This is a genomic window from Nocardia sp. CC227C (assembly GCF_030767025.1).
Classification (GTDB): domain Bacteria; phylum Actinomycetota; class Actinomycetes; order Mycobacteriales; family Mycobacteriaceae; genus Nocardia.
Window position 1 is genome coordinate 184,419 of record NZ_JASITE010000008.1, and the last position, 24,314, is coordinate 208,732.

The 24,314-nt window shown below is 70.0% G+C and carries 24 protein-coding genes and 1 riboswitch; of the genes, 9 read left to right on the forward strand and 15 right to left on the reverse strand.

Translation table 11 applies throughout. From position 1 onward, the window contains the following. The first annotated feature begins 1 nt into the window (after position 1). Positions 2-445 (forward strand): DUF350 domain-containing protein, encoded by a 444-nt coding sequence (locus tag QMO76_RS18330; protein WP_306362529.1) that lies wholly within the window; start codon positions 2-4, stop codon positions 443-445. Positions 446-488: 43 nt separating this feature from the next. On the opposite strand, the gene QMO76_RS18335 is transcribed toward QMO76_RS18330, so the two are convergent. The 6 genes from QMO76_RS18335 to QMO76_RS18360 form a co-directional block, all read right to left on the reverse strand. Next, the gene (locus QMO76_RS18335) at positions 489-1,070 is read right to left on the reverse strand and encodes a dihydrofolate reductase family protein (protein WP_306362530.1); all 582 of its coding nucleotides are present in this window, start codon (positions 1,068-1,070) and stop codon (positions 489-491) included. A 116-nt stretch (positions 1,071-1,186) separates the two neighbouring features. Beyond that, the gene (gene mutM, locus QMO76_RS18340) at positions 1,187-2,044 is read right to left on the reverse strand and encodes a bifunctional DNA-formamidopyrimidine glycosylase/DNA-(apurinic or apyrimidinic site) lyase (protein ID WP_306362531.1); all 858 of its coding nucleotides are present in this window, start codon (positions 2,042-2,044) and stop codon (positions 1,187-1,189) included. Beyond that, positions 2,044-2,799, reverse strand: a complete 756-nt coding sequence (rnc, locus tag QMO76_RS18345; protein ID WP_306362532.1) for a ribonuclease III — start codon at positions 2,797-2,799, stop codon at positions 2,044-2,046. The genes mutM and rnc overlap by 1 nt, the downstream gene beginning before the upstream one ends. A 25-nt stretch (positions 2,800-2,824) precedes the next feature. After that, positions 2,825-3,007: a 50S ribosomal protein L32 gene (gene rpmF / locus QMO76_RS18350; protein ID WP_306362533.1), complete on the reverse strand. Its 183-nt coding sequence runs from the start codon at positions 3,005-3,007 to the stop codon at positions 2,825-2,827. Between the two features lie 2 nt (positions 3,008-3,009). Beyond that, the gene (locus QMO76_RS18355) at positions 3,010-3,639 is read right to left on the reverse strand and encodes a DUF177 domain-containing protein (protein WP_306362693.1); all 630 of its coding nucleotides are present in this window, start codon (positions 3,637-3,639) and stop codon (positions 3,010-3,012) included. A 78-nt stretch (positions 3,640-3,717) separates the two neighbouring features. Further along, on the reverse strand, positions 3,718-4,464 hold the full coding sequence (locus QMO76_RS18360) for a DivIVA domain-containing protein (RefSeq protein ID WP_306362534.1): 747 nt from the start codon (positions 4,462-4,464) through the stop codon (positions 3,718-3,720). A gap of 249 nt (positions 4,465-4,713) precedes the next feature. On the opposite strand from QMO76_RS18360, the gene QMO76_RS18365 reads away from it, so the two are divergent. Together QMO76_RS18365 and QMO76_RS18370 are read left to right on the forward strand one after the other, a co-directional pair. Beyond that, positions 4,714-5,229, forward strand: a complete 516-nt coding sequence (locus QMO76_RS18365) for a GtrA family protein (RefSeq protein WP_306362535.1) — start codon at positions 4,714-4,716, stop codon at positions 5,227-5,229. 636 nt (positions 5,230-5,865) lie between these two features. Beyond that, complete coding sequence (locus QMO76_RS18370; protein WP_306362536.1) at positions 5,866-6,984, forward strand: hypothetical protein; 1,119 nt, start codon at positions 5,866-5,868, stop codon at positions 6,982-6,984. Positions 6,985-7,247: 263 nt separating this feature from the next. On the opposite strand, the gene coaD is transcribed toward QMO76_RS18370, so the two are convergent. The 3 genes from coaD to QMO76_RS18385 form a co-directional block, all read right to left on the reverse strand. Beyond that, positions 7,248-7,733, reverse strand: a complete 486-nt coding sequence (gene coaD / locus QMO76_RS18375) for a pantetheine-phosphate adenylyltransferase (protein ID WP_306362537.1) — start codon at positions 7,731-7,733, stop codon at positions 7,248-7,250. Positions 7,734-7,756: 23 nt separating this feature from the next. Next, the gene (gene rsmD / locus QMO76_RS18380) at positions 7,757-8,323 is read right to left on the reverse strand and encodes a 16S rRNA (guanine(966)-N(2))-methyltransferase RsmD (protein ID WP_306362538.1); all 567 of its coding nucleotides are present in this window, start codon (positions 8,321-8,323) and stop codon (positions 7,757-7,759) included. Between the two features lie 148 nt (positions 8,324-8,471). Then, positions 8,472-11,876, reverse strand: a complete 3,405-nt coding sequence (locus QMO76_RS18385) for a pyruvate carboxylase (protein ID WP_306362539.1) — start codon at positions 11,874-11,876, stop codon at positions 8,472-8,474. 215 nt (positions 11,877-12,091) lie between these two features. Then, positions 12,092-12,283, forward strand: a riboswitch (cobalamin riboswitch). 136 nt (positions 12,284-12,419) lie between these two features. On the opposite strand from QMO76_RS18385, the gene metE reads away from it, so the two are divergent. Continuing rightward, entirely contained in the window at positions 12,420-14,684 is a 2,265-nt protein-coding gene (gene metE / locus QMO76_RS18390) for a 5-methyltetrahydropteroyltriglutamate--homocysteine S-methyltransferase (RefSeq protein WP_306362540.1), read from the forward strand. Between the two features lie 115 nt (positions 14,685-14,799). On the opposite strand, the gene QMO76_RS18395 is transcribed toward metE, so the two are convergent. Together QMO76_RS18395 and QMO76_RS18400 are read right to left on the reverse strand one after the other, a co-directional pair. Next, the gene (locus tag QMO76_RS18395) at positions 14,800-15,618 is read right to left on the reverse strand and encodes an alpha/beta fold hydrolase (RefSeq protein ID WP_306362541.1); all 819 of its coding nucleotides are present in this window, start codon (positions 15,616-15,618) and stop codon (positions 14,800-14,802) included. 137 nt (positions 15,619-15,755) lie between these two features. Then, positions 15,756-16,409 carry a YitT family protein gene (locus tag QMO76_RS18400; RefSeq protein ID WP_306362542.1) on the reverse strand — a complete coding sequence of 218 codons (654 nt, stop codon included), beginning with the start codon at positions 16,407-16,409 and terminating at the stop codon, positions 15,756-15,758. 107 nt (positions 16,410-16,516) lie between these two features. On the opposite strand from QMO76_RS18400, the gene QMO76_RS18405 reads away from it, so the two are divergent. From QMO76_RS18405 to QMO76_RS18415, 3 genes are all read left to right on the forward strand, one after another. After that, positions 16,517-16,690: a DUF1737 domain-containing protein gene (locus QMO76_RS18405; protein ID WP_306362543.1), complete on the forward strand. Its 174-nt coding sequence runs from the start codon at positions 16,517-16,519 to the stop codon at positions 16,688-16,690. 260 nt (positions 16,691-16,950) lie between these two features. Then, positions 16,951-18,369 (forward strand): short-chain fatty acyl-CoA regulator family protein, encoded by a 1,419-nt coding sequence (locus tag QMO76_RS18410; RefSeq protein ID WP_306362544.1) that lies wholly within the window; start codon positions 16,951-16,953, stop codon positions 18,367-18,369. Positions 18,370-18,671: 302 nt separating this feature from the next. After that, the gene (locus tag QMO76_RS18415) at positions 18,672-19,388 is read left to right on the forward strand and encodes a hypothetical protein (RefSeq protein WP_306362545.1); all 717 of its coding nucleotides are present in this window, start codon (positions 18,672-18,674) and stop codon (positions 19,386-19,388) included. A gap of 151 nt (positions 19,389-19,539) precedes the next feature. On the opposite strand, the gene QMO76_RS18420 is transcribed toward QMO76_RS18415, so the two are convergent. Together QMO76_RS18420 and QMO76_RS18425 are read right to left on the reverse strand one after the other, a co-directional pair. Continuing rightward, the gene (locus QMO76_RS18420; protein WP_306362546.1) at positions 19,540-19,839 is read right to left on the reverse strand and encodes a DUF1540 domain-containing protein; all 300 of its coding nucleotides are present in this window, start codon (positions 19,837-19,839) and stop codon (positions 19,540-19,542) included. A gap of 123 nt (positions 19,840-19,962) precedes the next feature. After that, the gene (locus tag QMO76_RS18425; protein WP_306362547.1) at positions 19,963-20,919 is read right to left on the reverse strand and encodes an SDR family NAD(P)-dependent oxidoreductase; all 957 of its coding nucleotides are present in this window, start codon (positions 20,917-20,919) and stop codon (positions 19,963-19,965) included. 129 nt (positions 20,920-21,048) lie between these two features. Between QMO76_RS18425 and QMO76_RS18430 the strand changes: the two genes are divergently transcribed. Both QMO76_RS18430 and QMO76_RS18435 read left to right on the forward strand, forming a co-directional pair. Next, positions 21,049-22,212: a sensor histidine kinase gene (locus tag QMO76_RS18430; RefSeq protein WP_306362548.1), complete on the forward strand. Its 1,164-nt coding sequence runs from the start codon at positions 21,049-21,051 to the stop codon at positions 22,210-22,212. Beyond that, positions 22,209-22,859 (forward strand): response regulator transcription factor, encoded by a 651-nt coding sequence (locus QMO76_RS18435; RefSeq protein WP_306362549.1) that lies wholly within the window; start codon positions 22,209-22,211, stop codon positions 22,857-22,859. The genes QMO76_RS18430 and QMO76_RS18435 overlap by 4 nt, the downstream gene beginning before the upstream one ends. 12 nt (positions 22,860-22,871) lie before the next feature. Here the strand turns inward: QMO76_RS18435 and QMO76_RS18440 are convergent, their stop codons facing one another. Together QMO76_RS18440 and QMO76_RS18445 are read right to left on the reverse strand one after the other, a co-directional pair. Then, a complete protein-coding gene (locus tag QMO76_RS18440) occupies positions 22,872-23,573 on the reverse strand; it encodes a sterol desaturase family protein (protein ID WP_306362550.1) in 702 nt (233 codons plus the stop codon). Next, positions 23,554-24,294 (reverse strand): FadR/GntR family transcriptional regulator, encoded by a 741-nt coding sequence (locus QMO76_RS18445; RefSeq protein ID WP_306362551.1) that lies wholly within the window; start codon positions 24,292-24,294, stop codon positions 23,554-23,556. The genes QMO76_RS18440 and QMO76_RS18445 overlap by 20 nt, the downstream gene beginning before the upstream one ends. Positions 24,295-24,314: the final 20 nt, after the last annotated feature.

Sequence of the window (24,314 nt, forward strand, 5' to 3'; positions counted from 1 at the left end):
GATGACAGCCACACTCGCGCTGGAAGCGAGCACGCTCGGCCGTGGCGTGGGGGCCATCCTCTGCTACGCCGTACTCGGCCTGGTGCTCATGGTGCTCGGCTTCCTCGCCGTGGATCTGACCACTCCGGGCCCGCTGCGCGCCATGGTCGCCGAGGGGCGGCCCAATGCGGTGCTGGTGAGCGCCAGCGGAATGATCAGCATGGCGCTCATCGTGGTGCTGGCCATCTACGCCTCGGCGGGCAAGCTGTCCGACGGCCTCGTCACGGCCGCCGTGTACGGCCTGGTCGGCATTGTGGCGCAGGTGGTTTCGGTGCGGCTGCTGGAGCTGGCGGTCGGCATCGACATCGGTGCGATGCTGAAGAACACCGATTACACGGCCGCCGCCTGGATGGTGGCCGCCGCCCACCTGTCGATCGGCCTCGTGGTCGCCGTCGCGATCCTCTGACACCGGAGTTCGTGGGCGGCCCGAGGCCGGCTGCGCTGCCGTGCTAGCGAATCCGGCTGTACTTCAGGAAAGCCACGCCGTCTTCGAACACCCGGCTGGTCAGCACTCGGAAGCGGGCCGCGTCGGGAAGCCTTGGGCTGGAACCGAACAGCGGACGGCCCCGCCCCAGCACGATCGGGTACAGCTTCAGGAAGATCTGGTCGATCTCCGGCAGCAGCGCCTGGGCGAGTTCCCCGCCGCCGCACAGCCAGATGCCGAGTCCCCTCTCCCGCTTGAGCTCCCGTACCCGGCCCAGCGGATCCGCGGAGATGAGCTCCACATCCGGGTCCGGGCTCTCCGGCAGCGCACCCGACACCACGAACTGGCGTAGATGCGCATAGGGACTCGAGGTGCCCGTCCGGACGCCGAAATCATGTGTCTTGCGGCCCATTACGACCGTATCGAAGGTGGTGCCGGACTTGTCGATGCCCAGCGCCTCCCGCACCTTGGTCGGCAATGTCTCCGGATAGTGCGCGGCGATCGCCGAACCGTGGTCACCGCCCACGGGGAAGAAATCGACCGAGCCGTCCTCGGTGGCGATGAATCCGTCGATGGTCGACGCGACGTAGTAGGTCAGTTTGCGCATTCGTCCTCCATGGCCGCGCAGTGCGGCCGATAGAAAAACGGTAGCGCTTGAAAGTGATCGCGGCGAGGCCGTCGGGCGGCCGGAGGGCAAGCCCCCAGTTCAGGGGCGGGGTCGGCTCAGGGACGGGGGCGGCGTTGGCAGCGCGGGCAGGAGAACGAGGAGCGGTTCATGAACTTCTCCCGGACCATGGGTGCGCCGCAGCGGCGGCACGGCTCGTCCTCGCGGCCGTAGGCGTTGAGCGAGCGCTCGAAGTAGCCGGACTGGCCGTTGACGTTCACATAGAGCGCGTCGAAGGAGGTGCCGCCGGCGAGCAGCGCCTCGCCCATCACGGCCCGCACCTCGGTCAGCAGACCGTGCAGGGCGGGCCTGGAGAGCTTGGCGGCAATGCGCTCACCGTGGATCCCGGCCCGCCACAGCGCCTCGTCGGCGTAGATATTGCCGATGCCGGAGACCACGGTCTGATCGAGCAGGACCCGCTTGATCTCGGACTGCTTGCGACGCAACACCGTCACGACCGCGTCGGGATCGAAGAGCGGGTCGACCGGATCGCGCGCGATATGCGCCACCGCGTCCGGCAGCGGCGTGCCGCCCACCTCGACCAGCGGGGCGAGCATCCAGCCGCCGAAGGTGCGTTGATCCACGAATCGCAGCTCACTGCCGGAATCGAGGGTGGCGACGATGTGGGCGTGCTTCTCCAGGGGCGCGTCGGCGGGCTGCACCAGCATCTGCCCGCTCATGCCCAGGTGCACGACCAGCGCGACATCGGGCTCGTCGAAGGTGAGCCACAGGAATTTGCCGCGGCGCTGCGCCGCCTCCACACGGAGACCGGCCAGCCGCGCGGCCAGATCGTCACCGCCGGGCACATGCCTGCGCACGGAGCGCGGGTGCTTGACGGTGACGGATTCGACGACGCGGCCCGCCACATGTCGGGCGAGGCCGCGTCGTACGACTTCGACTTCGGGAAGCTCGGGCATCAGGCCCCGGGATTTTCCACGGTCTCGGCGTGCAGTGACTGATAGGCGGCCCCGGCCGCCTTCTGCTCCGCTTCCTTCTTGGAGCGGCCCACGCCCTGACCGTACGCGCGACCACCGATCACCGCCGTGGCGGTGAACTCCTTGTCGTGGTCGGGCCCGGTCGAGGTGATCTCGTAACTGGGTACGCCGATGCCGCGCTCCGCGGTCAGCTCTTGCAGACTGGTCTTCCAGTCCAGCCCCGCGCCCATGCGGGGGCCGCGCTCGAGCAGATCCGCGAACAGACGCAGCACCACGCCGCGCGCGACATCGATGCCGTGCTGCAGGTGCACCGCACCCAGCAGCGACTCCATACCGTCGGCGAGAATGCTCGGCTTGTCCCGGCCGCCGGTGAGCTCCTCGCCCTTGCCCAACAGCAGGTGACGGCCGAGACCGCCCTCGCCCAGCCCGCGCGCCACCTCGGCGAGCGCGTGCATGTTGACCACGCTCGCGCGCAGCTTCGCCAGCTCACCCTCGGACTTGTCCGGATGTTCCAGGTACAGGCGCTCGGTGATGCTCAGACCGAGCACCGAGTCGCCGAGGAACTCCAGACGCTCATTGGTCGGCAGTCCGCCGTTCTCGTACGCGTACGAGCGATGGGTGAGCGCGAGGCGCAACAGGTCCGGTCGCACATCGACGCCGAGCGCCTCGAGCAGGCTGGTGTGGTCGGCTGAGTCGCCTACGGCGGGTACGTCCGCCGCGTCCTTGCTGGCGGTCACGGTTGCGCTACCGGAGGTCCGGGAATCAGATGGCAGCGGTGACCTGGCGGCCCTTGTAGGTGCCGCAGCTGGGGCACGCGATATGCGGCAGGGTCTTCTCGCCGCAGGCCCGGTTCGGGCAGGTGATCAGGGTAGGCGCGGTGGCCTTCCACTGGCTCCGGCGCGAGTGGGTGTTGGCACGAGACATCCGGCGCTTCGGAACGGCCACGACTACTTCTCCTCTGAATCTGAATCGGCTGACTGGTTTGCCCCGGTGCCGTCGGCACCGTTCTGCACGGCGAGGCTCGCGAGCTTGGCCCAGCGAGGGTCAAGTATCTCATGGCCGTGATCGGAACCCGCAATCGCCATCCGAACCCCGCATTCCGGGCACAGGCCCGGGCAGTCCGGCTCACACAGCGGCTGCAACGGCAGTTCCAGCCCGACGGCGTCGATGACCACCGGTTCCAGGTCGATCAGGTCGTCGACCAGACGGTGGATCTCGTCTTCCTCGGTGGTCTGCTCGGTCACGCTGTCCGGGTAGGCGAACAGCTCGGTGAGCCGCAACTCGATCGCGTCGGTGAACGATTCGAGGCAGCGCGAGCATTCGCCCTCGATCGGCGCGGAGACCGTGCCGGTGACGAGGACGCCTTCGGATACCGCCTGCAGGGTCAGATCCAGCTCGACCTGCGCACCGGCGGGGATGCCGACCATTTCGAGGCCGATCTTCGCGTCGGTGGTGACGGTGCGGCGCACCTGCTTCATCGATCCGGGAGCACGTCCGAGACTGCGCACGTCCAGCACGAAACCCGCGTCGGTCGCCTGACGACGGTGACGCGGATTGGAACCGGATTGGGCGGACATCACGAACTCACTCACGCTCGGTGTGGAATGGGCAACCACTCAACAATACGGGACGAGCCGGTGCGTGCCCAAATCCGTTCAGCGCCGGAAGTCGGCCGCGTAATCCGGAACGCTCGGCGCGGTACGCACCTGCGTGCGACCCCGGCCGACCACGCGCAGCGCGTTGTTCAGCGTGTCCTCGAAGTCGGCGAGCTTGCCGTCGACGTACTGGTCGCATTCCTCGCGCAGCCGGTCCGCCTCCGCCTGGGCGGTGTCGATGAGCCGCGCGGATTCGGCGTGCGCGGCGCGCACCACCTCGGTCTGCGAGACCAGGCGCTCCTGTTCGGCCTTGCCGTCGGCGACCGACCGGTCGTAGGACGCCTGTCCGGCCGCGGTCATCCGCTCGGCCTCGGTGCGGGCGCGGGCGGTGACCGCCTCGAATTCGGCCTTGCCCTCGGCCACGGTGCGCTCGGCCTCCTGCTCCGCCGAGCCGACGAGGTGATCGGCGTGCGCGCGGGCCTCGGCCACCATGCGGTCGGCGTGCGCCTTGGCGTCGGCCAGGATGCGGTCGGCTTCCTCGCGCGCGGAGGTGACCGTGTGATCGGCCTGCTGATTGGCGGTGGAGACGGTGGTGTCGGCGGCCGTGCGGGCATCGGTGACGATCTTGTCGCGGTGGTCGAGCACGTCCTGGGCGTCATCGAGTTCGCCGGGCAGGGCCTCGCGCACGTCGTCGAGCAGCTCCAGCACTTCGCCTCTGGGCACGATGCAGTTGCGGGTGGGCGGAATCCCGCGTGCCTCTTCGACTATGGCGACGAGCTCGTCGAGTGCTTCGAATACCCGGTACATACTGCTACCCCACTTTTCCTGCCGGACTCACGGTGCCACTCTCCGTTTCTGGCCAGTGTGCCCCGAGGCGCGGCTGTCAACTGTGTGCGACTCCGGCGTGTCGGTCACTGTTTCCTAGCGCACAGAGTGTCTCGCAGGCCACAGAATGAAGTGGAGGAAAACCCTCCGGTTGATGCTACATTTATCCGAGACAGCGCAGTCGCACCTGGCCCACCGGCTCCGGTTCGGCGAGTTCGATCGGAAGAGACCATGACCGTCCTGGATCTACCGCAGCGGGCCACCCTTCCCGCCGGAAACGTCCTCGCCGTCTACACCGACGGTTACCTCGCGCTGCGGCGCGGCTGGGCGCACTGGATCGGACAGCTCGGCTCCTTCCTGCGCGGCGAGCACGCCTTCGCCCAGTTGATCCGCTTCGCCCTGGTCGGCGGTCTCAGCAATATCGGCTACCTGATGCTGTTCGTGGCGCTGTACGGCAGCGGCGCGCAACTTGCCAATCTGGCCGGGTCGGTGGTGAGCACGGCCATGGCGAACGAACTGCACCGCCGCCTCACCTTCCACGCCTCGGAACGCGTGCGCTGGCACACCGCCCAGATCGAGGGCGGCGCGCTGGCCCTGACCGGACTGGCCATCACCGCGGGAGCCATCGCCCTGCTCGAGTGGACGGCGCCGCAACTGGGCGGCCCCGCCCAAGCCGCCGCGGTCCTCGGCATCACCGCCGGCGTCGGCACCCTGCGCTTCCTGACCCTGCGACTCTGGGTGTTCTAGCGGCCACCTCGTGACCGCACGCCGGTTCCGAGTACGCCCACCCCGCGCTTTCCGGATGCGCCCGCGACGCTGCGCAGCCGCCGACGCACCCGCGCACCCGACTGAGCCGCACGGTGATCGTCGGGTACGAGCCACCACAGTCCGAGAGCCGCGTGAGTCGGCGAAGCACACGCACCGGTTGGGCGTATCCGGCGGCTGCGTCCGTGCCGGTCGGTCGTATGGCTTGTCGGGGAGCCGGTCGGCGGCGGTAGCGGAGCCTGCTCGCGGTGCGGGAAATCGTGCTCCGGAAATCAGGGGAACCCGGGCGCGGTGTGGCGCGTCCAAGGAAGGCATAGCGGTTCGGAGCCGGTGCGGGCCGCTTCGGTTCCGTATCGCGTCGGCCGGTTGCCGGTTCGGTGCAGCGCCAAGGCGGTTCGGCGGCGGTGTGGTGCGGGGTCACCTCGGTTCAGTGCGATTCGGTTCAGTGCGATTCGGTTCAGTGCGATTGTCGGGAGGTTCAGCCATGAAGCGTTATGCGGGAAGCCGGGTCGGGCGGCGCGGCGGTGGGGTGTCGGGAGCGCCTGCGTGCCAGCGGGTTCCGGGGCGGGCCGGGGTGCACCGCGCGATCGTCCGCTCCGTCGACCGTCGGCGCGGCGCGTGAGCGCCGGGCCGGTGCACCGGCGACCCGAAGTGCTGCTGGCGGGGGTCGGGGACGACGAGATCCGGCGGCGGTGCGCGGGTGGCACGTGGCGGCGGGTGCGGCGCGGGGTGTACACCGAGCAGGCGGTGTACGCGGATCTCGGTGCGGCCGAACGACATCGGCTGTTGATCGAGGCGGCCGTGCCCGGGCTGTCGGTGGAGGCGATCGTGAGTCACCTGTCGGCGGCGGTGCTGTACGGGGCCCCGGTCCCGGTGGCGGAGCTGGAGCGGGTGTGCGTGACACGCAATCGGCGCAACGGCGGGCGGGTGCGGACCGACGTTCGGGTGCACTGCGCGCGGGTGGACCGCGTGGTCGAGCTGGGCGGGCTGGTGGTGACCACGCCCGCGCGCACCATCGTCGATCTCGCGCGCACGCTGCCGTTCGAGGCCGCGGTGGTGGCCGGTGACGCCATCGCCCGCCGATTCGGGGTCAGCGCCCTCGATCTGGAGGAAGAACTCGGGACGGCCAAGCGCCGCCACGGCTGCACCCAGGCGCACCGGGTGGCGGAGTTCCTGGACCCGCACAGCGCCAGCATCGGCGAATCCCGCAGCCGCGTCCTGTTCCGACACCTCGGCCTCCCGGTCCCGTACTCCCGCGGCGAGGTCTTCACCACCGGAGGCCGCCTGGTCGACCACGTCGACTTCTACTTCCCCGACACCGGCGTCATCGGCCTCTTCGACCAACACCGCCCCACGCGAGCCGCAGCGACCGACCCGGCAACAGCCCACGCGGCCGGAACCCACGTGGCGGCGGCCCACGCGTCAGGGCCCCACGCAGCGGGGACCCACGCGTCAGGGCCCCACGCAGCGGGGACCCACGCCACAGGGTCCCCGGCGACAGGGACCCGTGCGGCAAGGACCGATGCGGCAGCGAGCCGAGCGGCCATGCGCCGCGAGGAATCCCTGCGCGCCTTGGGTTTCCACGTGGTCCGCTGGACCGCCGCCGAACTCCCCTCCCCCGAGATCGGAGCCCGGGTCCGCGCCGCCCTCACCCGCGCCCGCCGCCTCAACCGCGCGGGCTACATCCACCAGGCGCCCCTCCCCACCCCACAACCCCTCACCATCCGCGCGCTGTAGCGCCGGAACACCCGCCCGCATCAGCGCCTGCGTCACCTGCAAGCCGAGTGCCGCAGCGCGGGTGCGTACGGCTGCCTGCCCCAATGCGCGGGCGGGCAACACAGTGACGGAGTGGGAGTGCCCGGGGTGCTGTCGGCGATCGCCGCGGAACGCTGACCGGCGGGGCGAGTCGTGTGCACGGTGCGAGACCCGCGCATTTCCAGCCGACCTCCCGGAACCGGTGGACTACCCGGTCGTGCGCCCGTGGGGCACGGGCGAAGTGCTCACTTGCGGCGTTCGGCGATACGGGCCAGCAGGCGCTTGTGGACCGGTTCGGGGAGGAGGTCGGAGACGTCGCCGCCGAGGGTGGCGACCTCCTTGGTGAGCGAGCTGGAGATGAAGCCGCGCAGCGGGTCACCGGCGATGAAGTAGGTGTCGACGCCGGTGAGCTTGCGGTTCATCTGCGCCATCTGCATTTCGTAGCCGAAGTCGGTGGCGTCGCGCAGGCCCTTCACGATGGCGGTGATGCCCTGCTGCTTGGCGAATTCGACGAGCAGGCCCTGCCAGCGCTCCACCCGTACGTTCGGCAGGTGCGCGGTGACCTCGCGGATCATCTCGATGCGCTCGTCGACGGTGAACATGCCCTGCTTGTTCGGATTCACCACGACCGTCACCACGACCTCGTCGAACTGCGCGGCCGCGCGGGTGATCACATCGAGATGTCCGTTGTGCACCGGGTCGAAGGACCCCGGGCAGATTGCTCCAGCCATGGGCCGACGCTAGCAGGCGCCGCTCACGACTGTGCCTCGTACTCCGCCAGGTCGATCCGGGTCTCCCCGTAGGTGCGGGCCTTCAGCGGATAATACCCTGCGGGCCAGGCGAGTTCCGGTGAGCGGCTGGAGCGTTCCACCACCACGAGCGCCCCGTCGGCCAGCCACCCGTTGGCGGCGAGCAGACCGAGATCGGCGATCACCCCGGTTACGTCCAGGGCGTACGGCGGATCGGAGAACACCAGATCGTAGGGCCCGTCGGCGGGCGGGGACGCCAGCACCGCCGCCACGCTCCCCTGCCGCAGTTCGGCCCCGGGCAGCCCGAGATCACCGATATTGCCCCGGATCACGCCGGCCGCCTTGCGATCCGACTCCACCAGCAGCGCCCGCGACGCCCCGCGCGACAGCGCCTCCAGTCCCAGCGCCCCGGAGCCCGCGTACAGGTCCACGACCCGGATCCCGTCGAAATCCAGCCGGGCGGCGAGCACGCTGAACAGCGCCTCGCGCACCCGATCGGAGGTGGGGCGGGTCCCGGCGGGCGGCACCCGCAACCGCCGCCCGCCCGCGCTGCCCGCGACGATTCGAGTCACCGGGGCACCCCGCGGACCGATGACATCGCACCGCCCTCGCGCGACCCGACACCATCTCCGCACCGAATCGCCGCCCGGCCGAGAGCGGCGAACGATACGCGGCGCTTCGCTGCCGTCGCCCGCGCACCGGCCGCTCGCGTCATCGGGCTCACTCCGCCGCGGCCTCGTTGAGGCTCAGCTCGATCAGCAGGTCGCCGCCCTCCACCTGCTGCACCTTGCCGATGGCGATGCGCTTGACCGTGCCGCCGCGCGGCGCGGTGATGGCGGCCTCCATCTTCATGGCCTCGATGGTGCCGATGGTGTCGCCCGGGGTGACGGTGTCGCCGTCGCCGACGGACAGGGTGACCACGCCCGCGAACGGGGCCGCGATATGCCCGGCATTGTTCTTGTCGGCCTTCTCGGCGGCGGGGACCTCGCTGGCGATGGAGCGATCCCGCACCATGATCGGCCGCAGCTGGCCGTTGAGAATGCACATCACGGTGCGCATGCCGCGCTCGTCGGGTTCGGAGATGGCCTCCAGGCCGATGAGCAGGGTGACGCCCTTCTCCAACTGGACGCGGTGTTCCTCGTCGTGGCGCAGACCGTAGAAGAACTGGTTGGCCGACAGCCCGGAGGTGTCGCCGTACTTCTCACGGTGGGCCAGGAATTCGGCGGTGGGCCCGGGGAACAGCAGCCGGTTGAGGGTGGCGCGCCGCTGCTCCGAGCTCCCGTTCAACCCGGCCTCGTCCTCGGCGGTGAGCTGGGTTTCCGGCTTGGCCGGGCCGCGTCCGGCGAGTGCGCGCGAGCGGAACGGCTCCGGCCAGCCACCGGCGGGCGTGCCCAATTCCCCACGCAGGAAACCGATCACGGAATCGGGGATGTCGTAGCGGCCGGGGTCGGCGGCGAATTCGTCCACGTCCACACCGGAGCCGACCAGCGCCAGCGCGAGGTCGCCGACCACCTTGGACGACGGCGTGACCTTGACCAGTCGGCCCAGCATGCGGTCGGCGGCGGCATATTTGGCCTCCACCTCCTCGAACTGGTCGCCCAGCCCCAGTGCGATGGCCTGCTGCCGCAGGTTCGACAGCTGCCCGCCCGGGATCTCGTGGTGGTACACGCGGCCGGTCGGCCCCGGCAGCCCGGATTCGAAGGGCGCGTACACCTTTCGCAGCGCCTCCCAGTACGGCTCCAGATCGCACACGTGCTGCAGGTTCAGCCCGGTGTCGTGCGGCGAGTTCGCCGCCGCCGCGACGATGGCCGACAGCGCGGGCTGAGAGGTGGTGCCCGCCATGGGGGCCGAGGCGCCGTCGACGGCGTCCGCGCCCGCCTGCCAGGCGGCCAGGTAGGTGGCCAGCTGTCCGCCCGGGGTGTCGTGGGTGTGCACGTGCACGGGCAGTTCGAACTCCCGGCGCAGTGCCGACACCAGCGTCGCCGCCGCCGGAGCCCGCAGCAGGCCCGCCATGTCCTTGATGGCGATGACATGCGCTCCGGCGTCGACGATCTCCTCGGCGAGCTTGAGGTAGTAGTCGAGGGTGTAGAGGTTCTCGTCCGGATTCGACAGGTCGCCGGTGTAGCTCATGGCGACTTCGGCGATGGCCGTTCCGGTTTCGCGCACGGCGTCGATGGCGGGCCGCATCTGGTCCACGTTGTTGAGCGCGTCGAAGATGCGGAAGATGTCGATGCCGGTGGCGGTGGCCTCGGAAACGAAAGCGCGCGTGACCTTTTCCGGATACGGGGTGTAGCCGACGGTATTGCGGCCGCGCAGCAGCATCTGCAGGTTGATATTCGGGATCGCCTCGCGCAGCGCGGCCAGCCGCTCCCACGGGTCCTCGTAGAGGAACCGCAGCGCGACATCGTAGGTCGCGCCGCCCCAGCATTCGATGGACAGCAGCTCGGGGGTCGTCCGCGCCACATGCCCGGCCACGTCCAGCAGCCCGTTGGTGCGCACCCGGGTGGCCAGCAGCGACTGATGCGCGTCGCGGAAGGTGGTGTCGGTGACCGCGACCCCGGGCCGCTCCCGCAGCCAGCGCGCGAATCCCTCCGGCCCGAGTTCCAGCAGCCGCTGCCGGGATCCGGGGGGCGGCGGCACCGTGAGGTCCAGGGCGGGCAGTTTGTCGTGCGGATACACCGTGGTGGTGCGCTGCCCGTGCGGCTTGTTCACGGTGACGTCGGCCAGGTACCGCAGGATCTTGGTACCGCGGTCGGCCGAGGAGCGCTGGGTGAGCAGTTCCGGCCGCTGGTCGATGAACGAGGTGGTGACCCGCCCGGCCCGGAACTCCGGATCGTCGAGCACCGCCATCAGGAACGGGATATTGGTCGTGACGCCGCGAATGCGGAACTCGGCCACCGCTCGGCGGGCCCGCGACACCGCGGTGGCGAAGTCACGGCCGCGGCAGGTGAGTTTGACCAGCATGGAGTCGAAGTACGCGCCGACCTCGGCACCCACGTTCGCGCCGCCGTCCAGCCGCACGCCCGCCCCGCCGGGTGACCGGTAGCCGGTGATGCGGCCGGTGTCGGGCCGGAACCCGTTGGCCGGATCCTCGGTGGTGATGCGGCACTGCAACGCCGCACCCCGGATCGTGATCGACTCCTGCCGCAACCCCAGATCCGCCAGGGACTGCCCGGCCGCGATGCGCAGCTGCGCCTGCACCAGGTCCACATCGGTGATCTCCTCGGTCACCGTATGCTCGACCTGGATGCGCGGGTTCATCTCGATGAACACATGCTTGCCGCGCTCGTCGAGCAGGAACTCCACCGTGCCCGCGCAGCTGTAGCCGATCTGACGGGCGAAGGCGACCGCGTCCGCGCAGATCCGGTCACGCACGGCCGGATCCAGATTCGGGGCGGGGGCGAGTTCGATGACCTTCTGGTGCCGCCGTTGCAGGGAGCAGTCGCGTTCGTAGAGGTGGATCACGTCGCCGTGCTGATCGGCGAGGATCTGCACCTCGATGTGGCGGGGGTTGATCACCGCCTGCTCCAGGAACACCGTCGCATCACCGAAGGCGGATTCGGCCTCGCGCATGGCCGCCTCGACCGCCTCGCGCAGCTGGGCGCGGTCGTCGACCTTGCGCATCCCGCGGCCGCCGCCACCGGCGACGGCCTTGACGAATACGGGGAAGTCCATGGTCTCGGCGGCCGTCAGCAGCGCGTCCACGTCGGCGGAGGGTTCGCTCGAGGTCAGCACCGGCAGCCCGGCGGCCTTGGCGGCGGCGATCGCGCGTGCCTTGTTTCCGGTCAGTTCCAGCACCTGCGCCGACGGGCCGATGAAGGTGATGCCCTCGCGGGCGCACGCCGCCGCGAGGTCGGGATTCTCGGAAAGAAAACCGTAACCGGGGTAGACCGCGTCGGCACCCGAGGTCTTCGCAGCCTCGAGAATTTCCTCGATCGACAGGTACGCGCGCACGGGATGTCCGGGCGTGCCGATCTGATACGCCTCGTCCGCCTTCAGCCGGTGGACCGAATTGCGGTCCTCATGGGGAAAGACGGCAACCGTGCCGATGCCGAGTTCGTATGCCGCGCGGAAGGCGCGAATGGCGATCTCGCCGCGGTTGGCGACCAGGACTTTGGAGAACATCCGCCTAAGGTACCTGCTCCCCGGACACCCTTCGGTCACGATGTCGGGTTCGCAGGAATCTTCACAACCGGAGTTAGCCCTCTTGCGAAGATGTGTTCATCGGGCCGATACAAACCGGCCCGGCTCCGGCCCCGTCGCGGGAGCCGCTCGCGCGGCGATATGCTCGGTTCCGCAATCGGTTCGCCGGACGGGAGCCCCCAGTCGGCGTCGAAACCGGATGCTCACCGCAGGTGAGTTCTTCCGGTGAGAGGGAACCCGGTGAGAATCCGGGACTGTCCCGCAGCGGTATACGGGAACGACCGCCGTACCACGCACTGGGTGCCACACCTGGGAAGCGACGGCCAGTAGGTCGGCCATCCGGCCGGAGCCCGTGAGTCCGAAGACCTGCCGACTGTGCCGGATACGCCGTATCCGGCGGCCTCCGCCTCGTGGATTGGGCGATGGACCGCATGTGCGTATTCGCATGCCGTTGGGTGTGCGCGTGGCACGGCTGTTCGCGCCCGCGGTGGTGGCCAGTGGCTCTGGAGCACTGGAGAAATATCCGTGACCAATACACCGACCTCGTTCACCGCCACGGTGCTCGGCATTCCGCGCATCGGGCCGAATCGGGAGTTGAAGAAGGTGACCGAGTCCTACTGGGCCGGTCGCATCGACGCCGACGCACTGCACACCGTCGGGCGGGAGCTGCGGGCCTCGCAGCTGACCGCGCTGAAAGACGCGGGACTGGATTCGATCCCGGTCGGAACCTTCTCCTACTACGACCAGATGTTGGACACCGCGGTGCTGCTCGGCGCGCTGCCGCCGCGGGTGGCCGATATCGCCGATCCGCTGGACCGCTATTTCGCGGCGGCGCGCGGCACCGACGCGGTCGCGCCGCTGGAGATGACCAAGTGGTTCGACACCAACTACCACTACCTGGTCCCGGAGATCGGCCCGGAGACCCGGTTCGCGCTGAATCCGGACAAACTGCTGGCTGAGCTGGCCGAGGCGCTGGAACTCGGGGTGCCCGCGCGACCGGTGGTGATCGGTCCGCTGACCTTCCTGAAACTGGCCAAGGGCGTCGGCGCGGAACCGCTGTCGCGCCTGACCGAACTGCTGCCGCTGTACCGCGACCTGCTGAGCCGCCTGGCCGCCGCGGGTGCGGAGTGGGTGCAGATCGACGAGCCGGTGCTGGTGACCGACCTGACCGCCGAGGAACTCGCACTGGTCGGCACCGTGTACAGCGAGCTGACGGCTGCGGCCGACCGGCCGGCCGTTCTGGTCGCCACCTACTTCGGGCACCCGGACGCCGCACTGCCGGTGCTGGCTTCCACCGCCGTCGAGGCGATCGCCCTGGACTTCACCGCCGGGACCACCGTCGAGGATGTGGCCGCGGTCCGGTCGCTGCGCGACAAGCTCGTGGTGGCCGGGGTGGTCGACGGCCGCAATATCTGGCGCACCGACCCCGACCGGGCGCTGTCCACCCTCGCCACGCTGCTCGGCAGCACCGGCGCGCTGGCGGTGTCGTCCTCCTGCTCACTGCTGCACGTGCCGTACACGCTGGCCGCGGAGCCGGGACTCGATGCGGCGCTGCGCTCCTGGCTCGCCTTCGGTGACGAGAAGGTCGCCGAGGTGCGGGTGCTTTCCACCGCCCTGCACGAGGGCACCGACCGGGTCGCCGCCGAATTGGCCGCCGCCCGAGCCGCACTGGCGAACCGGGCCGCCGACCCGCGGCTGCGCGACGACACCGTGCGGGCCCGGCTGGCGGCGCTGGGAGCCGACGCGACCCGTCGCGCGCCGGCGGCGGATCGGGCCGCGCTGCAACGGGATCGGTTGAACCTGCCGCTGCTGCCGACCACCACCATCGGCTCGTTCCCGCAGACGCCGGAGATCCGCAAGGCGCGCGCCGCCTTCACCAAGGGCGATCTCACCGCCGAGCAGTACACCGAGCGCATGCGCGCCGAGGTCGCGGATGTCATCGCGCTGCAAGAGAAGTTGGGCCTCGACGTGCTGGTGCACGGTGAGCCCGAGCGCAACGACATGGTGCAGTACTTCGCCGAGCAGCTCGATGGTTTCGCCGCGACCGTCAACGGCTGGGTGCAGTCCTACGGCACCCGCTGCGTGCGTCCGCCCATCCTGTTCGGCGATGTGGCACGGCCCGCGCCCATGACGGTGAGGTGGATCGAATACGCGCAGTCGCTCACCGACAAGCCGGTGAAGGGCATGCTCACCGGTCCGGTGACCATTCTGGCGTGGTCGTTCGTGCGTGACGATCAGCCGCTGGCCGACTCGGCGCGGCAGGTGGCGCTGGCGATTCGCGAGGAGACGGTGGATCTGCAGGCCGCGGGCATCCGCGTCATCCAGGTGGACGAACCGGCGCTGCGGGAACTGCTGCCGCTGCGGGCCGCGGCCAAACCGGAGTACCTGGACTGGTCGGTGGCCGCGTTCCGGCTGGCCACCTCGGGGGTCTCCGACGCGACCCAGATCCACACGCATCTGTGCTATTCGGAGTTCGGTGAGGTGATCGACGCGATCGCCGCCCTGGATGCCGACGTCACCTCCATCGAGGCGGCCCGCTCGCACATGGAGGTGCTCGACGACCTCAATGCGGCCGGTTTCGCGCTGGGCATCGGTCCCGGCGTCTACGACATCCACTCCCCGCGTGTACCCAGCGTGGCGGAGATCGAGCGTTCGCTGCGGGCCGCGCTGAAAGCCGTGCCCGCCGAACGGCTCTGGGTGAATCCGGACTGCGGTCTGAAGACCCGCGGGCCGGTCGAGGTGGAGGCCGCGCTGCGCAATATGCGCACGGCCGCGGATGCCGTGCGCTGAGCATGCGTGGCCCGGGCATCACCACGCCCGGAGTAGCGGAGGTCCGCGGCCAAGGCCGCGGACCTTCCCGCGTCCGAGCGGCCGGGCGCGCCGCTGTGCCGGACCCCGTCGGCGGTCACCGGTCCGCGAGGAAGTCCACTACGTCGGCGACCAGCCGCGGGTCCCTGATCGCACCCATGTGCGAGGCGCCGGGGTACACTCGCGCGCGAGCGCCCGGAATGCCCGCCGCGGTGAACTCGAGGTTGTCCACCGGATACGCCGCGTCCTTGTCACCGCCGAGAACGAGGGTGGGCGCGCTGATCTCGCCCAGCCGATCGGTGAGATCGAAGGCGTCCTCGGCGCGAATGAACGCCGCGGTGGCGGCGGGGTCGCGCGGCCGCGCCAGCGGGTCGAGCAGCCACGCCACCGCGCCCACCAGGCGCGCCGCCACCGGGTTCCGGATGGTTTCCCCCGCGATGTGGTGCATGCCGCGCCGCCCGGACTCGACGGCCCGTGCGTAGTTCAGCTGCGCCTCCCGCACGTGCGGCTCCAAACGGTAGCCGGAGGAGGCGACCACCAGTCGTCGCACGGCCTCGGGATGGTCGGCGGCCAGTTGCAGCGCGACCGATCCGCCCGAGCTGACACCGATCACATCCACGGGTTCGCCGAATTCCTTGTGCAGCGCCTCGGCGTGCTGGTCGGCGATATCGGCCATGGTGGTCCCCGCCGGGGTGCCGGGCGCGCGGTTCACCGCGTAGACGCGGAAGTGCCGGGCGAGCGGGCTCAGCGTTTTGATCTCCGACGTCCGCATCCAGCCGGTCGGATTGGCATGGTCGGGGGTGAACCAGCGCAGGAATATCAGCGGCCGACCGGAACCCAGCGCGAGATAGGGCAGGTTGTGCGCCAGCGCCCCCTCGGTGACGTCGAGTCGCGTGGACAGGTCAGGTTTCGCCATGTGTTCCTCCCGTAGGCCGAGCCGGAGCCGATTGTCCGCCGGATCCCAGCCTGCCGCAGCAGAAATGCGACCGTCCAAGACATACTCCTGCTCGCAACCAGAACTCCCGCTGCGCTGTCCCGGAAATCCCGGAGCGCCTACAGGCTTCCCACCGGAGCCGGAACACCGGCCGAGGGCTGTTCCGGAGCCGCGCTGTCCGGCTGCCGGAAGCCCGGCAGCCAGTCGTCCACCAGCGGGATCAGCACCTGGATGAGCGGGCCGATTCCGAAGGCGTAGACCAGAGTTCCGATGCCCACGCTGCCGCCGAGCAGCCAGCCGATGGTCAGCACCGTGGCCTCGATGCCGGTGCGGATCACCCACACCGGCCGACCGGTGCGGCGCACCAGTCCGGTCATCAGACCGTCACGCGGACCGGGCCCCATGCCCGCACCGATGTAGAGCACCGTCGCGACGGCGTTGACCACGACCGCGATCCCCATCGCGGCGATCCGCCAGCCCAGCCCGTGCACCTGCGGCAGCAGCCACAACCCGGCGTCCACGGCCACCGCGATGACCACCACATTGCTCACCGTTCCCAGACCGGGCCGCTGCCGCAGCGGAATCCAGGCCAGCAGCACCGCCACCCCGGTCACGGCGACCACCGCGCCGAAGCTGACCGGCACCCGCAGGTCCACGCCCTCATGGAAGACATCCCACGGGTCCAGCCCCAGTCCGGCTCGAATCATGACGGCCATCGACAGCCCGTAGAGCACCAACCCGACATAGAGCGCGATCAACCGTCGAAGCAACATTCGACCAGAATGTCGGCAACTGGTCTGCGAATACAGAGCCACTCCGCAATAACTGGACGTTTCCTACCCGCACGAGCACGGGCGACCGGCACCCTAGAATCGGTGTCATGACCGCGAACACGCCGCTGCGCTACCGACTCATCACCGGTCCCGACGACGCGACCTTCTGCGCCCGGGTCAGCGCACTGCTCGACGAGGGCTACCGGCTGCACGGCTCCCCGTCGATCACCTTCAACGGCGCCGCGGTGATCGCCGCGCAGGCGCTCGTCCTCGATCGCTGAGCGGGCGGGCGCGACGCGCCGGCAGTGACCTCGGCAAACGCTCCCGGTCGAGATTCCTGCCGCGGAAACGCCTCGGCGGCGGCGGGAACACGTACTATATGGGTCTTCATGTGGTTTGCCCATAAGTGGAGCAACGACCCTTTCTTCGCACGCTACGCACTCTCGGCGTGGCGCGAAAATACCTTGCAGTAGCAGATTTCGGGGAACGAACCCGCGCGAAATTGCGATGATTGCGAAGTCGTCTGGGTAGAGTGCCACGCGTGCGCAAGATGTATGCGGGTGCCCGACTACGGCGGTTGCGCGAGGAACGGCGGATGACCCAGGCCGCGCTGGCGAAGTCTCTGGACCTGTCCCCCAGCTACCTCAACCAGCTCGAGCGCGATCAGCGACCCCTCACGATCCCCGTGCTGCTGAAACTGAACTCGACATTCGACCTCGATGTGCAGTTCTTCGCCGCGGACTCCGATGCCCGGCTGGTCTCGGATCTGCACGAGGTGCTCGTCGAGGCCAGCGGCGGCAACTCCGCGCCGGTGGCCGAGGTCGAAGACCTCGCCACCCGATTACCCGAGGTCGCCAAGATCATCGTCGCCATGCACCGGCGACTACGGGCCGCCACGGACCAACTGGACCTGCTGTCCTCCAAGGTGGCCGCCCCCAGCGGAGCGCCCGGCGTGCCCATGCCGTACGAGGATGTGCGGGACTTCTTCTACGACCACCACAATCACATCGCACAGTTGGATCTGGCGGCCGAGCGGCTGTTCGAGGAATGCGGGCTCACCATCGGATCCTTGGACCGGCAGCTGGCGCGGGTGGCCGAGGAACGCGCGGGCGTGACCGTCCTGGTGCGCGGCGACGGGGCCGACCCGAATATCCCGAAACGTCACTACGACAAGGAAACCCGCACCCTCACCCTGGCGCGGCGGCTGCGCCCGGGGCAACGCGCCTTCCAGATCGCCACCACCCTCGCCTTCCTGCTCTACGGACAGCTCCTCGACGAGGTGCTCGACGAAACCCCTTCGCTGGTGGGCGAATCCCGCGCGCTGGCCCGGATCGGACTGGCCAACTACTTCGCCGGGGCGCTCGTCCTCCCGTACGGGAAGTTCCTGCGCAGCGCCGAGGAGCTGCGCTACGACATCGACCTGCTCGCCCTGCGATTCGAGGTCGGCTTCGAAACGGTCTGCCACCGGCTGAGCACCCTGCAGCGACAGGGACACCGGGGCGTGCCGTTCTTCCTGATCCGCACCGATCGCGCCGGAAACATCTCGAAACGCCAGTCCGCCACCGCATTCCACTTCTCCCGGGTGGGCGGCAGCTGTCCGCTGTGGGTGGTCTACGAGGCGTTCGCCAACCCGGGCCGCACCCTCACCCAGGTGGCGTCCATGCCCGACGGCCGCCGCTACCTGTGGATCGCGCGCACCACCAACCCCGCCCCGCACGGATTCGGCACCGGCCCCAAGGAATTCGCCATCGGCCTCGGCTGCGACCTGGAGTACGCCGACCGCCTGGTGTACTCCCAGGGCCTGCAACTCGACGACCCCGCCGCCGTCCCCATCGGCGCGGGCTGCAAGGTCTGCGAGCGCCCCGACTGCCCCCAGCGCGCGTTCCCCCAGATCGGACGCCCCCTGGCGGTCAGCGAGACCACCTGCACCGATCTGCCCTACCCGCGCCTGCCGCACTGAGATCCAGCCGGGGCGGTCCAACCACACGACGTCGCACGCCCGACGGCGGCGGTCTCGGGCGTCGTCCGGTGACGCCGGATGAGCCGGTGCGCGTGCGCACGACGGTATCGGCACCCTGGCGACGGGCGAACCACAGTGCGGCCCACCGGTCACCGGCCGTTGTGGACGGGCCAGTGCCGGTGCGGGAACCATCGATCGTGGGCAATGCGCTGCCGGGGCGTGCGGTCCGGTTCTAGACTGTGGGGGCTGCCCGACTTGCCCGAGCGGTCGTCGGGTCGGCCCTGTCGAGGGGGTGCAGCCGAATGATCAGCAGCAGAATCGTCGCCGCATTCGCCGCCGTGCTCGCGCTCACCGGCGCGCTGCTCACGGCGGGCGGCGGTACCGCCGAGGCGTACGGCCCGTGGTCATGTGCCCCCGACGATCCATTGCGGCCCACCGCGGAGCTGATCGGCACGTGGAACACCGCTACCATCACCGACCCGGCCGATCCCCGGCTGGACGATCCGCTCACCCAGTTCGAGCTGGAGGTGAACCTCACGGCGGCGATGGAACTCGGGCTCACGGTGTACTCCGAGCCGGTCGACGGCGTGTACTGGTCGGAGCGGACGCGCCAGCTCACCTACGAGCCCGCCCGGCGTTTCGAACTGGCCTGCACCGGTCGCGACAATCTGTGCTGGATCGCCGACGACCTGCGGGTGCGCTACAGCCAGGAGGCCGTGGTCGGCATCGAGTTCCTCCCGCCCAACGACGAGCGCGCCGATGGATTCCTCGTGCGGGTGCCGGGTGTCGAGCTGTCCCGCGTACACGACGCGCTGCTGGCGGATCCGACGGCGCGGGAGCGGCTCGGCGGCGGCTCGGTCACCGAGGACGGCACCCTCGTCCTCATCGCCGATCGTGCCGATCTCGAGGTGGCACGGACCTTCGTCCAGGGCCTGGGCGCGCAGTGGGACCCGGCCGTCGTCCGCTATGGCGACCGCCAGCTGGTCACGGGTTACTGCGTACCGGGCGTCTACTTCTGACGGCTGCTCCGACCAGAGTTTCGCGCGAGCTGCGTCGCGGCCCGGACACCCGCCACTGTCCGCCGCTACCTGGACGGTCCCGCCCGTCGCAGGCGCGCCGAACGCGGCCCGACCGCGTCAAGGCGGTCGAGTCGCGCTGCTGTCGCGGCACTCAGGCCGGTGAGTAGGTCAGGCAGTTCGCGGTGTGGTCGGACGCACCGAGACCGACGCGGATCTCCGGCGCGGTGCATTCGAGATCCTTGTTGTGCGTGCAGTCGGCGCGCTGGCAGGCGCCGACCATGGAGGTGACGCGGTCCAGCCCGCCTTTGCTGGAGAGCGGGATGAAGGTGGTGCAGTCGGCGTGGCCGTTCTCCCCGGCGACATTGATCGCGTAGGCGTGGCAGCCATCATGGTTGTACGAGCAATCGGTGACCGTACATTCGCTGACGTGAGGCATTTCCAATGTGGTCATGAATTCCTCCGTGCCGTTGGGCCCGTGGGCGGGCTGACCCACGGGGGATCCGCCAGTGATCCTATATCGGTTCCGCCCCGATAAACAGCAAGGTCAGCCTTGCCTGACCGCACCGGACACCATTCAGGCGTGTGCCGTCTTTCCGCCGTCGATCACCAGTTGCGCACCCGTGAGATAGGTGTGCTCGGGTGAGGCGAGCGTGAGCGCGAAGGCGGCGATCTCCTCCGGGGTGGCGAGCCGGCCGAGGCCCGGAACATTCGAACTGGCCCACTGTTTCAGGAACACCTGCCGCGCGGCGGCGGGCATGGCCTCCAAACCACTTGCCCGCCATACCAACTCGGTGTCCGTCGTGCCCGGTACCAGCGTGTTCACCCGGATGCCGTCGGCGGCGTAGTCCAGGGCGGCCGACTGCACCAGGCCGACCAGGGCGCGTTTGCTCGCGGTATAGGCGGCGCGATCGGCATCGGTGGCCAGCGCATTGCTGGAGGATGTCACCACAATGGTGCCACCCCCGGCGCGCAGCATATGCGGCACTTGGTATTTCATGGCCAGGAATACACCGCGCAGGTTGGTGCCGATCACGCGATCGAAATCCTCGGCGCTGTATTCGTGCAGCTTCCGCTGGATGGTGATGCCCGCATTGTTGAATGCCACGTCCAGACCGTTGTATTTCCGCACGGCGGTGTCGACGAATTCGCGAACCTCGTTCTCGACCAGTACGTCGGCGCGGATATAGGTGGCCTCCCCGCCCGCCGCGCGAATCTCGCGCTCCACCGCCTGACCGCGGTCGACCCGGCGGCCGCAGAAAGCGACCCGCGCACCCTCGGCGGCGAACTGTCGGGCCGCCGCCGCGCCGATGCCCGAGGTCGCCCCGGTGATCAGCACCACCTTGTCCTCGAAGCGTGGTCGCCCGGTCGGCGGCGTTCGGGGCGGATTGGAGTCGGCCCCCAGCGCGACTCCCCCGGCCAACCCGGCCGCGGCGCCGACCGCCAGACCGGAGGCGGTCAGGCCGAACAGTTTGCGGCGGTTGGGTTTCGAGGAGTCGTCGGCAGGGGGCTGGGTCTCGGTCGCATCGCTCATGCCGGCAACGATGCCCCGTCCGACCTGGCGGCGGATCCGACCGGCGGCTCGTCCCGGCGGCCGCGGGGAGGAGCCGTTTCCTCCCCGGGTAGGAGACGGGGCCGGGTACGAGCGGGCAGGATGTGAAGGGTGGTGGAGTCGAACGGAATGCGGCGCGGTATCGAGTGGGTACTCGATGCCCGGTCGATTCCGATCCGACTGGCGGTGCTGACCGCTCTCGCGGCCGGATGCCTGCTGCTGCTCTCCCGAACCACCGATCCCGTCGACTGGACCATCGCCCTGGCCTCGGTGCTGCTCACCGCAGGTGGGGTGCGATGGCCGCTGGCCACCTCGCTGACCACCACCGGCGTGCTCATGCTCGGCTTCGAATTCGGGCACACCGGCCCGGTGGTCGCCAAGGTCGCCGCCGCCATCGCGCTCACCGAACTCGCCGCGCGGCACCGGGGCCGGCGGCCGCTGCTCGGCGCGGCCGTGCTCGCGGGCGCGTACCTGCTGCATCCCGGTGAGAGCGTGGCCGCCACCGGCTATCGCGCCGCCGTCATGGCCGGACTGCCGCTGCTCATCGGCGCCCTACTGCGGACCGCGCGGGACAGCGCCGAACGCGCCCGACGCCATGCCGACGACCTGGCCCAGCGCCGCGAATCCGAGGTGGCCGCCGCGCGGGCGCTGGAACGCACCGCCATCGCGCGGGAACTGCACGACCTCATCGCGCATCACGTGTCCTCCACCGTGCTGCGGGTCGGCATCGCCCGCCACGCCCTGCCCGACGCTCCGCCCGCCGTCCTCGAGGTGCTCGACGATATCCACGCCAGCGGCAGGGAAACGCTGGCGGATCTGCGCAAGCTGGTGACCGTCCTGCGTGATCCGAACGGCGACGACGAATCCTTCCTCGCCCCCGCGGATCTGCCCGAGGCCATCGCCGCGGCCGTCGAGCGCGCACGGCGGCTGGGGATTCGGACGCACGCCGAAGTGGACGTCGGAATCACCGATGTGGACGCGCTCACCGGGCTGACGCTGCTGCGCCTCACCCAGGAGGGCTTGGCGAACACCGTGCGGCACGCGGGGGCGGGAGCGCACGCCACCCTCACGATCGTCCGTCATGACGAGAAGGTGGATTTCACACTGCGCGACCAGGGTTCGGCGACACGCACCGGCGGCGGCCCACCCGGCGTCGGCCTGATCGGCCTGCGCGAGCGCGTGGAGCTGCTCGGCGGCGTGTTCACGGCCGCAGCCGTGTCCGGCGGTTGGCAGGTCACCGCTTATCTGCCCACGCGGTCGCGAGTCGCGCCGTGACCGTCCGGGTGCTCGTCGTCGACGATCAGCAGCTGGTCCGCGCCGGGCTGCGCATGCTCTGCCAGACCGCCGGCGACCTCGAGGTGGTCGCCGAGGCCGCCACCGGAGCCGAGGCGGTCCGGCTGGCCGCGCGGCTGGCCCCCGATGTGGTGCTGATGGATCTGCGGATGCCCGGTATGGACGGCATCCGCGCCACCGCTCGCATTCTCGCCGACCGCCCGACCGCCCGCGTGGTCGTGCTGACCACCTTCGACGACGACGATCACCTCTACCCCGCACTCGCCGCCGGAGCCTGCGGGTTCCTGGTGAAGGACGCCTCCCCGGCAGAACTGCTGTCGGGCATCCGCCGAGCCGCCGCGGGTGACCACCCCTTCACACCGGATGTGCTGCGGCGCGTGCTGGATTCGGCCGTGACAGCCCGGACGGAGGCCGAGACCGAGCCCGCCCCCGCCGCATCCGTCGCCGACCTCACCGTCCGCGAGCGGGAGGTGCTCGACCTGGTGGCCGAGGGCCTGTCCAACAGCGAGATCGCGAACCGGCTGCACGTGGGCGTCACCACCGTCAAGACCCACGTCACGAACCTGATGGCCAAGACCGGCGCCGACAATCGCGTCCGGCTCGCCCTGCTCGGACACGGTCGGCGCTGACGGTCCGGTTGCCTACTGGTGCAAGGCTTTCGCGGTCGGCGAGTTCGGGGTCGAGCCGGGATCCGGGTAGGTGTGCAGCACCCGGTCGGCGGTGCCGGAGGTGGTGACCGTGAACCAGTAGTGCTCGTTCTTGAAGTGGTGCAGGCGGTGGTTGCGGCGGACGGCGCGATAGAGGCGGCCGGTGGGCTGGTAGTCGGTGTGCACGAGGTAGTGGGTCCACTCGTAGTTGAGGCCGAGCAGGCCGAGCACCACCAGGAAGGTCAGCCCCAGGCCGGGGCGGGGGAAGGCCAGCGCGGCAATCGCGACCAGGGCCGGGATCAGCCACAGGAAGGTCTGCCAGGGGATGAAGATCAGCTGGATGTCGCGCGGATCGCGATGGTGTTCACGGTGTTTGCGGGCCAGCAGCGAATCGACGGTGAGACGGCCGATCCGGCGGGGCCGCCAGTGCAGCACGCACACGTGGATGAGCCATTCGGCGAGCGGGAACAGCGCCAGCATCACCACCGGGACCAGCGCGTCGGTGATCCGCCAGTCCCCCACCGCGATCCGGGCCGCCAGCGCCGTCGCGAACAGGGCCGCGATGATCCACGGCGAGGGCTGACGCACGAAGAGCCGGAACGCATCTGGCAGGGAGAGACCGGCGCGCCGGGCGGACCGCGCCGCCCCGGCGGCCGGGCGGGCTCGGGCGGTGCGGTCAGGATCGTTCGGTGTCATGGGACGCCTCCTCGAGACGGCGGATCAATGTGGCGAATTCCGTTGTCGCCGTAGACAGCAGATCGGTGGCGGCGGCGCGGGCCGCGGTGCTGTCCGCCGCCGCGACGGCATCGGCGATGGCGCGGTAGCGGTCGACGCGGGCGACCTCGGCGGCCATGAGCACCGCGAGCGCCTCGATGGCGGGCTCGTAGACGGCGCGCAGATTGTTGTAGAGCAGCCGGTAGACGATGGAGTCGGCGGCATCCACCAGGTGATCCCAGAAGGCCAGCGCCACCCGCTGCCGGGCGACCGGATCCCGGTGGGCCGCCAGTTCGTCCAGGTCGGCGCGCAGTGCGGGCAGCACGGCCGCGCCGCCCCGCTCGGCCGCCAGTCCGGCCACCTCGCGCCCCAGCGCGGCACGGGCCTCCAGGATGCTGCGCAGCACCGCGTTGTCGAGCTCGCCGCGCCGGAAGAGCAAGCGCGGCAGCATATCCAGGCCACCGAAGCGGCGGAAGTCGCGCACGGTGGTGCCGCCGCCCTGGCGAACCTCGACGAGTCCGGAGTGCGCGAGCCGCTGCAATGCCTCGCGCACGGTGGGCCGGGAGACGCCGAGCGCCTCGGCGAGCTGCCGCTCGGCGGGCAGTGTCGCCCCCGGTGCCAGCTCGCCATCGAGCACGGTGTCGACGAGCTGTTCGAAGACCTCGTCGGGAACGGTTCTGCGATCGATGCGCTGCAACGCCATGCCCCGACGCTACGTCGATA

Coding starts and splice junctions, on each gene's coding strand:
- QMO76_RS18330 (WP_306362529.1), top strand. CDS start 2: ATGACAGCCACACTCGCGCTGGAAGCGAGCACGCTCGGCCGTGGCGTG.
- QMO76_RS18335 (WP_306362530.1), bottom strand. CDS start 1,070: ATGCGCAAACTGACCTACTACGTCGCGTCGACCATCGACGGATTCATC.
- mutM (WP_306362531.1), bottom strand. CDS start 2,044: ATGCCCGAGCTTCCCGAAGTCGAAGTCGTACGACGCGGCCTCGCCCGA.
- QMO76_RS18355 (WP_306362693.1), bottom strand. CDS start 3,639: ATGTCCGCCCAATCCGGTTCCAATCCGCGTCACCGTCGTCAGGCGACC.
- QMO76_RS18360 (WP_306362534.1), bottom strand. CDS start 4,464: ATGTACCGGGTATTCGAAGCACTCGACGAGCTCGTCGCCATAGTCGAA.
- QMO76_RS18365 (WP_306362535.1), top strand. CDS start 4,714: ATGACCGTCCTGGATCTACCGCAGCGGGCCACCCTTCCCGCCGGAAAC.
- coaD (WP_306362537.1), bottom strand. CDS start 7,733: ATGGCTGGAGCAATCTGCCCGGGGTCCTTCGACCCGGTGCACAACGGA.
- QMO76_RS18385 (WP_306362539.1), bottom strand. CDS start 11,876: ATGTTCTCCAAAGTCCTGGTCGCCAACCGCGGCGAGATCGCCATTCGC.
- QMO76_RS18395 (WP_306362541.1), bottom strand. CDS start 15,618: ATGGCGAAACCTGACCTGTCCACGCGACTCGACGTCACCGAGGGGGCG.
- QMO76_RS18400 (WP_306362542.1), bottom strand. CDS start 16,409: ATGTTGCTTCGACGGTTGATCGCGCTCTATGTCGGGTTGGTGCTCTAC.
- QMO76_RS18405 (WP_306362543.1), top strand. CDS start 16,517: ATGACCGCGAACACGCCGCTGCGCTACCGACTCATCACCGGTCCCGAC.
- QMO76_RS18415 (WP_306362545.1), top strand. CDS start 18,672: ATGATCAGCAGCAGAATCGTCGCCGCATTCGCCGCCGTGCTCGCGCTC.
- QMO76_RS18420 (WP_306362546.1), bottom strand. CDS start 19,839: ATGACCACATTGGAAATGCCTCACGTCAGCGAATGTACGGTCACCGAT.
- QMO76_RS18425 (WP_306362547.1), bottom strand. CDS start 20,919: ATGAGCGATGCGACCGAGACCCAGCCCCCTGCCGACGACTCCTCGAAA.
- QMO76_RS18440 (WP_306362550.1), bottom strand. CDS start 23,573: ATGACACCGAACGATCCTGACCGCACCGCCCGAGCCCGCCCGGCCGCC.
- QMO76_RS18445 (WP_306362551.1), bottom strand. CDS start 24,294: ATGGCGTTGCAGCGCATCGATCGCAGAACCGTTCCCGACGAGGTCTTC.